The organism is Pseudomonas sp. TE3786 (genome assembly GCF_054057335.1).
This window is the reverse complement of sequence record NZ_JBSRZF010000016.1, coordinates 86,017-98,196: the sequence shown is the minus strand read 5'-3', so window position 1 is coordinate 98,196 and position 12,180 is coordinate 86,017. Positions and strand designations below refer to the sequence as shown.

Here is a 12,180-nt window from a genome sequence, read left to right as displayed (position 1 = left end):
TTAACGTCCTTCGATGGCTTGTTTAAGGCCGCGGAAATTCATGCTGAGAAAGGTCAGGCTGGTCTGGAAATCCATCGAGTTGCGCGAGAACTCCGCCTGCTCGACGCTGAGCTCCACCGAGTTGCCATCCTGGGAAGGCTGGGTGGGCACGCGGTACATCAACTCGCTGGCGGCGCTGTTGGTGCTGGCCGTCAGTTGCGAGCTGAACGGGCTGTTCAGCCGCGACATCTCGCCGGCGAAATCGATATCCCGCGCCTTGAAGCCAGGGGTGTCCTCGTTGGCCAGGTTGGCCGCGAGAATTTCGCTACGCTGCATGCGTAAATCGAGGGCACGTACGTGCACGCCCAGTGCTTCTTCAACCCGTATACTCATTAGCCAACCCTCTCGGCATATTTTGCTGATTGGGCTAGAGCACGAACCGTGCCGGGCTGCTAAAACAACTGTATCTGGCTGATTTAATTGAATAATTCAAAAAACATCAGAAGCAATAAAGGCGCTCAACTTCCGCTTTCAGCACGCCTGACGCGTCGATGCGGAAACGCCTTTTCCGCCTGCTTCCTCCTGCTGGGTCTGACCCTTGGCAGTGCCGCCGGCCATGCCAGCGACGCCGTGCGCCAGCAACTGGAAACGGCCCTGAGCCAACAGATGCAACAGCTGATTGCGCCATTGGCCAAACAACAAGGCTGGCAGAACCCGCAGGTACAACTGCAACACGAACTACCCACCGCCCTGCCCGCCCAGGCCTGCTCACAACCCCTGGCAGTGAAACGCACAGGCGACGATCCCTCGCCGCTGGCGCGGCAGCGTTTTGTCCTCAATTGCGCGGATACGCCAGCGTGGAAAATCAACGCCGTCAGCCAGGCCACCGTGTTCGTTGCCGTGGTGTTTGCCAGCGTGCCGCTGGAGCGTGGGCAGAGCATTGCGGCTGAGGATCTAAAGCTGCAGCCGGTGAATATCGCCAAGGCGAGTCGGGGCTATTTCAACCAGGTGGAGCAGGTGGCGGGGTTGAGCGCCAAACGGCGGATCCGTGAAGGGCAGATGCTGAGCCCTGCCTTGCTCGCCGGCGCGGTGTTGGTCAAGCGTGGGCAACAGGTGGAGATTCGTGCCAGCCAGGATGGGATTCAGGCCCGCGCGGTGGGTGAGGCGTTGGGGAATGGGCAGTTGGGCGAGGTGATCAAGGTGAGGAATCTGGGTAGTGAGAAGGTGATTGAGGGCAAGGTGATTGAGGCGGGGGTGGTGAGTAGTACGTTTCGCTGAGGCGAGTGCTTGTCGGCTCTGTGGTTGCGTTGAGTTCGGCGGTGTTCTTCGTTATCGCGTGCGCTGGGCGTTTTGTTTCGCGCCTTACGCGCGAGTCACTTTTTAGCAGTCGCCGGATTGCCGGACCACCCAAAACGGCTTGCCACAACCTTGGCCCGCCGCTGCGCCAATGGGGCGGGTGGATCGCAAGCCGCACTACGTTTGCTTTTTATCTTTGCGCCTGGACCCCAGCCTGCGCCGGGATGACGGAGGTTTTTGTCCCGAACACCGTCATCCCGAATCGTCGGACCGCAGCGCCGGCTGAGGTCCAGAATTTCGCAGACAGACGACATTCAAGAAACTAGCGCATAAGGCGCGAAACCAAACGCCAAGCCCACGCGCCGATGAAGACTTCCACAAGAACAAGCGCCCATTCCCCCTGCAAAAAAAAGAAAATTCAATTCCCCCTTAATCCAGCCAATCGACCTGTCGCCTTACCTTTTCAGCAGGCGATCACAGCCAGCTTCACTCAAGCCCACTAGCTCGAAGGATTACCATCATGGCTCTGTCGATTCACACCAACTACTCCGCTCTGGTCACTCAAACCAACCTGGGCAAAACCAACAGCGCACTGTCCACCAACCAACAACGTCTGGGCACTGGCTACCGTGTAAACAGCGCCGCAGACGACGCTGCCGGCCTGCAGATCGCTACCCGTCTGAGCGCCCAATCCCGCGGCATGGCCGTAGCCACCCGCAACACCAACGACGCCGTCTCGCTGCTGCAAACCTCCGAAGGTGCACTCAGCGAAATGACCGACATCGTTCAGCGCATGAAAGACCTCGCCACCCAATCGGCGAACGCCACTGCCAGCTCCGATGACCGTGACGCCATGCAAGCCGAGTACGACCAACTGGGTCAGGAACTGGGCAACGTCATCAAGAACACCAAATTCGCCGGTGAAGGCCTGTTCTCCGACGGCGGTGCCTCTGCGGTAACCGACGGTTCGGCAGGTAAGTTCTCCGCTGCCCTGGACTTCCAGATCGGTGCCAGCGCTGACGAAAAACTGACCCTGGACGTAAGCACCCCGCTGACCGACCTGACCACCGCTCTGGATGGCCTGTCGGCTCAGTACGCTACTCCGGACAGCACCACCCCGGGCACAGAAATCGCTGGCACTGACGGCTCCGCTGCCAACAGCATGATCACTACCCTCAGCGACGCTCTGGACGACATCGGCTCCCTGCGTGCTCAGTTCGGTGCCAACATCAACCGTCTGAACCACACCGCCAACAACCTGGCCAACATGAAAGACAACACCGACGTGGCTCGCGGCACCATCATGGACGCCGACTTCGCTTCCGAGTCCGCCACCATGACCAAAAACAGCATGCTGCTGCAATCGGGTATCTCGATGCTCAAGCAAGCCGGTCAGATGCCAGGCATGGTTATGTCCCTGCTGGGCTAAGGCCTGCGCAATACCCCGCGATAGCAACGCCCCGACTGGTTCGGGGCGTTTGTCGTTGGTGGCGCTTTTTTCCGGCACTCGGGGACTGCTCAAAACGCTGGTTATGGCCTATATAACTAGCCAACTTGTAAGAATTTTCCGACACAGTCCTTGATGCGGCCTTTTATTGACGCCAGAATGCCGACGACTTTGTATTTTTTTGTAGCCGGATGAACACGCTCGCGCAAAGCAACCCGGGTCCTTGCAGGCACATATGACAATGAGTGAAACCATGCCGCGCGTGGGAACCCAAGAGGTTCCAGCCACGTCGGTGATCCGTACCGGGCGCTCGGACGGATGCCCGGCGCACTTTCACCCTGAGCGCTACCAGTTGGTGCTCAGCCGTGACGGTGCGGAGGAAAAGATCGATCTGGGTTTCTCCGGCAGCCGCTTGCTTGAGCGACTGCTGCTGGTGCCTGGCGAAGTGGTGGGCCGCGATGAGTTGCTGGCCTATGCCTGGACTGACCGCATCGTTGGCCAGGGCAGCCTCAACCAGCAGATCTACTCCCTGCGTCAGGTGCTGGGGGATGAGAAGAAACGCGAAATCATCCAGACCCTGCCCCGCCGCGGCTACATGCTGAGTCCGAAGTTCCTGGTCAACCTCAACGATGCCGCCGACCTGCCCGCTCCCGGTTTTTTTCCGTTATTGCCGTTACCGCGCCGCGCCAACCGCACCCAGAACCAACAACGTGTGGCGACCCTGATGGCCGCAGCGGCCACCTTGGCGACTCTCGCACTGATCGGGTTCGGCTATATCTACCACGAGCTGTTTCAGTCGCAGGTGCTGGTGGCCGAGCAGAATATCGGCAACAAACATTTCGTCTATGCCGCCCCCACGCCGCAAACGCTGGAGCTGCTGCAGCACGATACGGCCGAGTTGAGCGAGCGCCTGGCTGCGCTGGTGAAGCAGCCGGTGCAGTTTCGTCTGGGTGCCAATGCCGGCTTTTTTGAGTTGCTCTGCGTGCAGCCTGATACCACCCGCTGGATGATGATCAATCGTGCGCAGTTGAAGAACGTGCAAGATGAGCACCTGCGGAGCTGCCTGCAATGACCCCGAGCACGACTTGCCGCTGGTATCTGGGCGGCGCGCTTCTGGCGGCCGGTGCATTGTTGGCGCTGCTGGTGGTGTGCGTGAACTTCAAATCCAGCAATGAATTCAACGGCCGCTATAGCTCCAGCGGCGACGTGATCCTGCGCGATGGCCACAAAATCGAGGTCAACCACACCCTGCTGATCAAGGACGGGCGTTTCTATGCCATGACCCGCCAGGGCCAGAGCATTATGGAAACCTCCGGGATCGTCGAATCCGGCTTTCTCAACCGCATGCGCCTGCGGGTGGAAAAAGGCAAAGCCACCGCCCTGGATGCCTCCGGCAGTATCGACAACGACCTGTTGTTCAACCTGATGTATGGCGGCGAAGTGGATTCGGTGATCAATTTGCGGCCGATTGGTAAGTGCTATTTCGCGGTGGAAACGCGGCAGCTTTATTGCGCGGATTAACCGCTAGGCACACCACCTCGTAGCGGATATCCGCCGTGTCCCAACGTAAATCGCAACGGCGGATATCGCCGGAGGCGATATTCGCCCTACAGCCTCCCACCCTCGAACTCGGCACCCTGCTGGGAAAACTTCACCCGCGCATAACTCTCGCCGAACAACTGCCGGTACAAACTCTCCGCGCTGTCGGTGAGCAGCAGCACTTCAATACGGCGGTTGGCACCGTCCTTGGGGTCGTCGGCGCGTAGCGGCATCACGTCGGCCTGCGCCGCCACCTGCAGCACATTGCTCGCCGGCATCCCCGCCTCCACTAGCACATTGCGCGCTCGCAAGGCGCGGTCGCCGGAGAGGTTCCAGTTGTCGTAGCCGTTGCGCTGGCGATAGGGCACAGCGTCGGTGTGGCCGCTGAGAATCAGCTTGTTGTCGACCTTGGCCAAAACCCCGGAGAGTGCCACCAGCAGCCCTTTGAAATGCGGGTTGAGGGTGGCGCTGCCACGCTCGAACATAAAGCGGTTCTGGTCGTCCTTGATCAGAATGCGCAGGCCCTGGGGCACTACGTTGACTTCGATATTGGCCAGGGCATCGACCTTGCCGGACACCTCACGAATCAGCGCTGCCAGTTCCTGCAAGTCGGCAGTGGACTGGTAATGCTTGGGCGCGTGGCCATCGGCCTCGGACTGCTCCGTTTCGTCAGTCTTGGAGCCACTGGCCTGGCCGCTGCCCTGGGCCAGCACTTCCGGTTTGGCCGGCATCGGCATGCCGTCCAGCTCGATGGGGGTTTTGCTGGTGCCGTCGAACACCCCGGCGCCGCCATCCACCAGCGGGTTGGCTTCCAGCTCACCGGATGCCGGGTTTTCCATATGGCTTTGCGGCTGCACGATCCACAGCACCATAAACAGCGCCATCATGGCCATGGTGAAGTCCGCAAATGCCACCTTCCAGGCACCGCCATGGGCCTCTTCATGACCCTTGCGACTGCGCCGCTTGATGATGATCTCGCGGTCTTTGTTACCACCGGCGCGCTTGTTCATGCGGCGTCCCTTTCTTCCTCGTACTGGGTCACCCAGGTTTCCAGCTGTTTGAACGCCGGTTTGACGTCCTGCTCGATCAGCTTGCGCCCGGCGTCCACGGCCAACAGGGTCGGCTTGCCGGCGACATGGGCGACCAGGGTGGTACGCACGCACTCGAGGGCCGAGAGTTCGGTTTTGATCCGTTGGGTCATGGCGTTGGAAAGCGGGTCCATCAGGCAGTAGCAACAGAAGATGCCAAGAAAGGTCCCCACCAGTGCGGCCGCCACGTGGGCACCGACTTCAGCCACCGAACCACCGATATTGCCCATGGTGATGACGATACCCATGATCGCCGCCAGGATGCCGAAACCGGGCATGGCTTCACCGACCTTGTGCAGCGAGCGCGCCGGTTGCAGCAGGGCGTGCTCCATGGCTTCCAGTTCCTGCTCGAGAAAACCTTCCAGCTCGTGGGCGCTGATCTTGCCCATGGCCATCAGGCGGAAGTTGTCGGCGATAAACGCCATCAGATTTTTTTCTTCGCGAATCAGCGGGTACTTGGCAAACAGCTCGCTTTGCTCGGGCTCTTCGATATGCGCATCGAGCACCTTCAGGCCACCGGCATCGACCATCTCCAGCAGCTCATAAAGCATCATCAGCAGCTGGCGCTGAAACTCCTCACCGCGGCGTTTGTACACGCACACGGCTTTAAGCTGCACACACATTTCATGCAGCACTTCCTTGGGGTTGGCCACCACCAGGGTACCGATGCCGGCGCCGAGGATGATCAGCATCTCGGCCGGTTGCCAGAGCATCGACAACACGCCATGGGCCATGGTGTAGCCGCCCAGTACGCAGCCGACGATGATCAGTGCTCCGATTAATTTCTGCATAACTGCACCTAAGCACCTTGGGGTTTATCGGTTAAAAATCGGCAGGCCTTGGCCAGTGCCTGTTTGCTCAACTGGCACACGCGGGCGTCAGTCAGGTCCAGCACCAGCGCGATCTCTTTGAGGCTGAGCTCGTGCTGGTAATACAGCGTCAGGATCAGCCGCTCGCGCTCGTTCAAGGCACCGAGGGCCTGCTCCAGCAGGCGCTCTTTCTGCAGGCGTTCTTCGAAGCCGGCGGTGGCCTGGTCATGGCCGTTCTGCAGCAGTTCGTCGAGGCTTTCGATGGCCTCGCTGGCGTCGGCGCAGAGAAAGTCCTGGTAGGCCTTGGCCGACAAACCGGTGTCAGCCAGAACCTCTTCTTCGCTCGGCACCCGGCCCAAGCGTCGAGCCAGGGCGCGGATGCTGTCGCGCACCTTGTGCACCTGCTGGCGCACCTGGCGTGGACGCCAGTCGAGGCGGCGCAGCTCATCGAGAATCGCGCCGCGAATGCGCAAGGCAGCAAAGCGGCCGAACTGCTCGTCCGGCTCACCGTAACGGCGCAGGCATTCGAGCAGGCCCATCAAACCGATCTGCTCCATGTCTTCACGGTCCATGGCCTGGCTGGCCTGCAACGACAGCTGGCTGACGATGCGTTTGACCAGCGGCAGGTACTGGCGCACCCAACGCTGTTCGGCACCTGGGGCGAACAGGGCGCGGGGCGTGGGCTGGGCGGCGTAGTCGATGGCATGCATGGCGGCTTACTGCACGAGCATCTTGCTGACCAGCACATGCTGGAACGGCGCGACGACTTTACGGCTGGCGAAATCCGCCAACAGCGCGGTTTCCAGTTGGGCTTGCAGCGCTGGGATTGTCAGGTTGCGCAGCTCATCGAACTTCATCGCCGACAGAAAGGCCACGGCGGAACTGCGCACCATGGGGTCAGCCTGTTCGAGCTTCTTCGGGTCGGCATCGGCGTCGGCCTGCAACACCAGGTCGAGGACAAAGTAATGCTCACGCTCGCCGCCACGCAGGCTGACGATAACCTTCTGCACCGGGAAGAAGGTGAACTCGCCCGGCTCGCCAGGCGGCTCCGTGCCAGCCAGGGCCTGGGCGGCGGTTTCTTCACCGGCCGTAGCGCCGGTTGCTGCCGGCGCGCTGCTCGCTATCGTCGTACCGCCATGCAGCAGCGGTTTGAGCAGCAGGTAGTTGGTCACTACGCCGCCCACGACGACGAACATATTGAGGACCAGCATGATGAGAATGACCCGTGGCACTGCCATAAAAAACTCGCTATCCAGTTGTTCTGAAAAAGGCCCCGCGCCCAAGGCGCACAGCCGCTGTGGGTGGGCTTAAACGGTGACCAGAATGTCGTCGCCGCGTTTGCCCTGGCGTTGCTCCTGCTCAGGCGCTGGCGTGGCGGCAAGAATTTGTTCCTCCACCGGCAAGCGCTGACGGGCCTGTTGCTGGCTTTGCTGGCCAGAGCTGTCGGACGACACCTGCACGTTTACCTGCAGGAAGTTCTGCCCCACCAGTTCCTGGCGCAGGCGTTCACTGGTGTTGTTGAGCAAGCGCGCCACGTCGCTGTTGGCCGCCGAGATCTGCACGGTGAGCCGCCCGGATTCGTGGCTGAGGAGAATCTCCATGCTGCCCAGCTCCGGCGGATCGAGGCGGATGGTGGCGCTCTGCACTTTCTGCTGCAGTTGCAGCTCGACGTTGTCGCGCAGCGCCACCAACATCTGCTCACCCCACTTGGCTTCCGGCGTCTGCAGCTTCAGATGGCGCTCCAGTTGCGGCGTCTGAGTGAGCTCCTGCGCCGCGGCATTGGGAGTGGTTGCCGGGCTGCTGGTCGCCAAGGCGCTCACCGCACTGGTACTGCTGGCATCGGTGCCGGTGACGTCGGTAGCGGGCGCTTGCTCCGCACCAGCGGCCAGGGTGGCGAGCAAGGCGGTCAGGGCATCGCTGTCACTGTCCTGCTTGGTGCCATGTACGGGCGTTGTGGTGATGCTGCTGGGGAGCAGCGCCAACTTGGTACCCAGGTCAGGCTGCGGAGCCTGAGTCGGCGCGGCCATTTCCTGGCTGCGGATGGCCTCGGTCTGTGGCTGCTGTGCGCCTTGCACCGCTTCACCATCACGCGCCTGCACAGTGGTCATACGTTGGCCGAGCATGCTCAGCAGCCACTGTTCGGCGCTCAATTCCTGTTGTTGCAGGCTCGGGTCCAGGGGCAACTGACTTAGGCCGTCGAGCAGCTCGGCGGACTCGGCCGGCACCGGCGTGACCTCGGCGGGCAAGGCTGCGCTGCTCGGCACGGCGGTCGCCAACAGCGCCTCGGCGTCGAGCACAAAACCTTCGCCGGTTGCTGGCGGGCGATTGCCGGCCTGGGCTTGCGGCGCAATGGCTTCATCACCCGGCAAGGTGCCTTGGGCAGCAGGCGTGTTGATCAGTTGCAGCACGAGTTAACTCCGGTTTTGCAGCAGTTCGACGCGCTCGTAAGCCGAGCGCCCTTCGGCGTATTCCAGGTGCGACAGCATCAGCTGGCGCACCCGCTCACATTCGGCGGCGCAGGCCTGGTAGGCCTGGCCATGCAGCTGTTTGAGCTGCTGTTGCAAGCGCTGGCGCTCCAGGCTTGGCGGCACCTCGCGGCGCAGTTCTTGGCGAATGGCGGCGTCCACTTCACCGAGGGCCAGCCAGTCACGAGCCAGCAGCACCTGCTGCAAGCGCTCATGCAGCAGGTGCAGACGTTCAACGCGAGGCACTGACACCCTCCCAACCCTCGCGCAGCACGCCGAGCAGACGCACCACTTCATCGAGATCGGCGAGCGACAGGCTCACGCTGACGTCGGAAACCTTGTAGATGCAGTAGTCGTAGAGGCGCGCCAGGCCATGCACCAGCTCGCCGCCCTGCTCGTAATCGAGGGCACCGTTGAGGCCATTGAGGATGTTCAGGCACTTCTCCAGCGAGCGACCTTTTTGCTGGTAGCGCTTGCCTTCGATATGCCCCCGGGCACGGGCCAGCTCGTCGAGCAGGCCGTCGAACAGCATCAGCACCAGCTCGTAGGGCGAAGCGGAAGCCGCTTTGGCTTCCAGGTCTACCGAGCGGTAGCTGTCGTATCCGTCGTTCAGGTTGTAGGTATTCATACGAACAGGCTGCTGGTTTGTTCCATGGAGGTCATGACTTGCATGAGGTTGGTGTACTGCTTGAGGTAGCGGCTGTACGAGCTGTCGTAACGCACCTGCAAGGTGTCGTAGTCATCGTTGATCTTGCTCAGCTTTTCATTGAGGCTGTCGACCCGCGAGGTGAGCAGGCCGTTGGAGCTGCTGGTGTAGACCTTGAGCGAGCTGTCCAGGCTGTCGAGCAGATTGCCCTTGCCGGTGAACAGGGTTTCGAAGCCGTCCGGGTCGGCGGCGATGGCCTTTTCGAAAGCCTTGGCGTCCAGGGTCAACTTGCCGCTGTTGTTGGAGCTGACGCCGAAGTTGATCAGCGAGGTGTCGCCAAAGCTGGTGCGCACCAGGTTGTTGACCACCGACTTGATCGCCAACACGCTGGCATCGCCGGCCAGGGCACCACGGGCGCTGGTGTCGCTGCCGCTGGCGGTGAGCGAGCCGATGCTGGTCATCAGGGTGTTGAAGGCATCGATAAACTTTTGCAGTTTGTCTTTGGTGGCCGAGACGTCCTGGCCGATATCCACGGTGAGCAGCTCGTCGTCGGGGCCGGTGACCTTGTTGAAGGTCAGGCTCACGCCGGTGATGGCGGCATCGAAAGTGTTGCTGCTGTTGGTCAGCTCCACCCCGCCCTCGCCGCCCAGATAGACGATGGCGTCCTTGGCGGTGGACAGCTGCTTGCGCGCATCGATCGAGGTTTGCACCGCGGTGTTGTCGCTGGAGACGCTGATGGCCTGATCGGCACCGGTTTTGTCGCTGGTCAGCACCAGGTTCACCTGGCCATTGCTGCGCACCAGGGTGGCTTTCAGGCCGGTGTTATCGCTGGCGTTGTTGATCGCCGTGGCCAGGCCATCGAGGGTGGTGATGCTGCTCATGTCCACGGAAAAGGTTTCGCCGCCCTGGCCAAAGGTCAGGCTGCCGCTGCCCAGGTCGGCATCGGTCAGCCCTTGCAAGGCCACCTGGTCCTTGCTGGCCAACTGCTTGACGAAGAATTCATAACTGCCGCTCACCGCGCTGGCACCGACGCTGGCCGTGGCCACGCCTTCGGTACTGAACTTGGCGCTGTTGATCAGCATGCTGTCGGCGCTGCTGCTGGTGCTCTTCAGCGCCTTGGCGGCGGAGGCAAAGGTACTCAGGGCGGTTTTCAGATCGCCGACCGCCTTCAACTCGGCGTTGTATTTGGTCTCGCTGCGTTTGGCGCGCGCCTGCCCGGCCTGGACGTCGTACTGAGCCAGTTGCGTTGCCATCTGTTGCACGTAGTCGGAATCAATTGCCATGTTTAGTACCCCTCTGAATTCCATTGAGCAAGTTCAATGCCAACCCTATAAATCATTGATTTACATAGAATTAGCCAGAATTAATGGAGAAGAAAAACTTCCGCCTGGGCGACGTTGACGACTACGGGGAAAGCCCGTTTCCGCCTAGGGATCGCACACAGACCCACGGGGTAAAACAGGCGACTGTTGAGAGGGATTTATTAAGCTGGGTTTGCGGCGCAGAACGGTGTTTTCAGGTCCGGCCAATCGCGGCTGAAGCCGCTCCCACAAGGGATCGGATTTCCGCTGTGGGAGCGGCTTCAGCCGCGATGTTTTGGGTATGTAGGGCGAATATCGCCATCGGCGATATCTGCCGATTCGCCAACCCCGACGTCAATACGTTTGCTGGCCGTAAAGCCCGCTTTCGCCTTGCTGACTGAGCAGCTGGGTAAGGATGTCGTTGTGCATGGCCAGCAGCTGGCCGTTGCGCTGGTTGAGGCGCTGGCACTGGCTGGTGAGTTGCCCCAGCTCGCTCCAGTACTGTTGCAGCTGGGTGCGGCGGGTGCCGGGGTAGAGTTCGAACAGGCGGTACATGCCGGCGGCATCGGCCTGTAAACGCAAAGCGCCAAGGGCTTTGCTGCGGCGTTCGGCGCGCAGGCGGGTGTCTTCAACCAGGGCGCTGACCTGCTGGTTGATCACATCAATGCGCGGCATATCGCGGCTCAGCAGAAACTCGTAGAGCTCCTGCATCAGGCCGCGCAGGCGCAGGTAGTCGGCGCAGTCCTGCTGAATATCGCCCTCGATCAGGCTCAGCAGTTGTTCGCGTTTATCGCTCACGTATCACTGCCGCTGTGATAGGCCAGCATGCTGCGCGACAGGGCACCCAGATCCAGGTTGATTTCGCCACGTTGCAGGGCGGCCTTGATCTGCTGGACCTTGTCCATATCGATTTCCGGCAAGCTGCCGAGGGCGTCCTGCAGCTGCTCCAGGGGCAGGCTGTCGCTGCCGGCCTGGGTGCTGACGGTTTTCTTTTGCGCCGCCTTGCCGGAAGCCACAACGGGGGCTTCGCTCTGGGTGGCGACGACGGGCTTGAACTGCCGAGTAATTTCCATGATTGCGTCCAACAAAGGTGGTTACAGAGCAACAGGCGACCGTTTGCAGGCACCACTTAAATCGATCTGTAGGTTTTTTTATAAAACTTGAATTACGAAACTTGCGCCCGCCACCACGCCTGCGCCGCCAGCCCATCCTGGATTTTCTGCTCCTGGCGCGCCAGCAGGTCTTGCCACTGGCTCATCTTGCTGTCGATCAGCTGGATGATGACCTTTTCATTGCGCATGGCGCGCAGCAGGTCGGCCTGAATACGCCCGAGAAACTCTTCCGCCACGCCCAGCTCGCGGCGCTGCAGTTCGAGCATCTTGAACAGTGTGGCTTTGTACTGCTGCTGGTTGCTGCATTGCAACGAGGTGGTCACCGGCACACTGAAACCGCACAGGCGGCTGAGCCCGGTGATGTTGTTGCGGTAGCGCTGGCACAGGTTGCGCTGGTAGTTCACCCGGCCCATCACTTCCTGCACCTTGCTGCCACGCAAACTGGCCAGGCGCGCGAGTACATCGATCTGTTGCTTCATAGCGGTTCAGGCCCCATGG

Annotated in this window: 16 protein-coding genes; 4 read left to right on the top strand and 12 right to left on the bottom strand. The window is 61.0% G+C overall.

Annotated features, from left to right (window positions below; translation table 11 throughout):
• Window positions 1–372 carry a flagellar basal body rod protein FlgB gene (gene flgB / locus ACVW0Y_RS17625; RefSeq protein WP_457439952.1) on the bottom strand — a complete coding sequence of 124 codons (372 nt, stop codon included), beginning with the start codon at window positions 370–372 and terminating at the stop codon, window positions 1–3.
• A 273-nt stretch (window positions 373–645) separates the two neighbouring features.
• On the opposite strand from flgB, the gene flgA reads away from it, so the two are divergent.
• The 4 genes from flgA to ACVW0Y_RS17605 all read left to right on the top strand — a co-directional run bounded on the left by flgA (window position 646) and on the right by ACVW0Y_RS17605 (window position 4,243).
• Window positions 646–1,257 (top strand): flagellar basal body P-ring formation chaperone FlgA, encoded by a 612-nt coding sequence (gene flgA, locus ACVW0Y_RS17620; RefSeq protein WP_457439950.1) that lies wholly within the window; start codon window positions 646–648, stop codon window positions 1,255–1,257.
• 538 nt (window positions 1,258–1,795) lie between these two features.
• On the top strand, window positions 1,796–2,704 hold the full coding sequence (gene lafA, locus ACVW0Y_RS17615; RefSeq protein WP_457439948.1) for a lateral flagellin LafA: 909 nt from the start codon (window positions 1,796–1,798) through the stop codon (window positions 2,702–2,704).
• A gap of 271 nt (window positions 2,705–2,975) precedes the next feature.
• On the top strand, window positions 2,976–3,794 hold the full coding sequence (locus ACVW0Y_RS17610) for a winged helix-turn-helix domain-containing protein (RefSeq protein ID WP_457439946.1): 819 nt from the start codon (window positions 2,976–2,978) through the stop codon (window positions 3,792–3,794).
• Complete coding sequence (locus ACVW0Y_RS17605; protein ID WP_457439944.1) at window positions 3,791–4,243, top strand: hypothetical protein; 453 nt, start codon at window positions 3,791–3,793, stop codon at window positions 4,241–4,243. The genes ACVW0Y_RS17610 and ACVW0Y_RS17605 overlap by 4 nt, the downstream gene beginning before the upstream one ends.
• Window positions 4,244–4,329: 86 nt before the next feature.
• Here ACVW0Y_RS17605 and ACVW0Y_RS17600 read toward each other — a convergent pair whose 3' ends face one another.
• The 11 genes from ACVW0Y_RS17600 to ACVW0Y_RS17550 all read right to left on the bottom strand — a co-directional run bounded on the left by ACVW0Y_RS17600 (window position 4,330) and on the right by ACVW0Y_RS17550 (window position 12,161).
• Window positions 4,330–5,271, bottom strand: a complete 942-nt coding sequence (locus tag ACVW0Y_RS17600) for an OmpA family protein (RefSeq protein WP_457439942.1) — start codon at window positions 5,269–5,271, stop codon at window positions 4,330–4,332.
• Window positions 5,268–6,140 (bottom strand): flagellar motor stator protein MotA, encoded by an 873-nt coding sequence (gene motA / locus ACVW0Y_RS17595; RefSeq protein ID WP_457439940.1) that lies wholly within the window; start codon window positions 6,138–6,140, stop codon window positions 5,268–5,270. The genes ACVW0Y_RS17600 and motA overlap by 4 nt, the downstream gene beginning before the upstream one ends.
• A gap of 8 nt (window positions 6,141–6,148) precedes the next feature.
• Window positions 6,149–6,868: a FliA/WhiG family RNA polymerase sigma factor gene (locus ACVW0Y_RS17590; protein WP_457439938.1), complete on the bottom strand. Its 720-nt coding sequence runs from the start codon at window positions 6,866–6,868 to the stop codon at window positions 6,149–6,151.
• A 6-nt stretch (window positions 6,869–6,874) separates the two neighbouring features.
• Window positions 6,875–7,396 carry a flagellar basal body-associated FliL family protein gene (locus tag ACVW0Y_RS17585; RefSeq protein WP_457439936.1) on the bottom strand — a complete coding sequence of 174 codons (522 nt, stop codon included), beginning with the start codon at window positions 7,394–7,396 and terminating at the stop codon, window positions 6,875–6,877.
• Between the two features lie 69 nt (window positions 7,397–7,465).
• A complete protein-coding gene (locus ACVW0Y_RS17580) occupies window positions 7,466–8,566 on the bottom strand; it encodes a flagellar hook-length control protein FliK (RefSeq protein ID WP_457439935.1) in 1,101 nt (366 codons plus the stop codon).
• A 3-nt stretch (window positions 8,567–8,569) separates the two neighbouring features.
• Window positions 8,570–8,869, bottom strand: a complete 300-nt coding sequence (locus ACVW0Y_RS17575) for a hypothetical protein (protein WP_457439933.1) — start codon at window positions 8,867–8,869, stop codon at window positions 8,570–8,572.
• Complete coding sequence (gene fliS, locus ACVW0Y_RS17570) at window positions 8,856–9,251, bottom strand: flagellar export chaperone FliS (protein ID WP_457439932.1); 396 nt, start codon at window positions 9,249–9,251, stop codon at window positions 8,856–8,858. Before fliS ends, ACVW0Y_RS17575 begins: the two co-directional genes overlap by 14 nt.
• A complete protein-coding gene (gene fliD, locus ACVW0Y_RS17565; protein ID WP_457439930.1) occupies window positions 9,248–10,552 on the bottom strand; it encodes a flagellar filament capping protein FliD in 1,305 nt (434 codons plus the stop codon). The genes fliS and fliD overlap by 4 nt, the downstream gene beginning before the upstream one ends.
• Window positions 10,553–10,924: 372 nt before the next feature.
• Window positions 10,925–11,368, bottom strand: a complete 444-nt coding sequence (locus ACVW0Y_RS17560) for a flagella synthesis protein FlgN (RefSeq protein ID WP_457439928.1) — start codon at window positions 11,366–11,368, stop codon at window positions 10,925–10,927.
• Window positions 11,365–11,643 (bottom strand): flagellar biosynthesis anti-sigma factor FlgM, encoded by a 279-nt coding sequence (gene flgM / locus ACVW0Y_RS17555; protein WP_457439926.1) that lies wholly within the window; start codon window positions 11,641–11,643, stop codon window positions 11,365–11,367. The genes ACVW0Y_RS17560 and flgM overlap by 4 nt, the downstream gene beginning before the upstream one ends.
• 92 nt (window positions 11,644–11,735) lie before the next feature.
• The gene (locus ACVW0Y_RS17550) at window positions 11,736–12,161 is read right to left on the bottom strand and encodes a flagellar export protein FliJ (protein WP_457439925.1); all 426 of its coding nucleotides are present in this window, start codon (window positions 12,159–12,161) and stop codon (window positions 11,736–11,738) included.
• Between the last annotated feature and the right edge of the window lie 19 nt (window positions 12,162–12,180).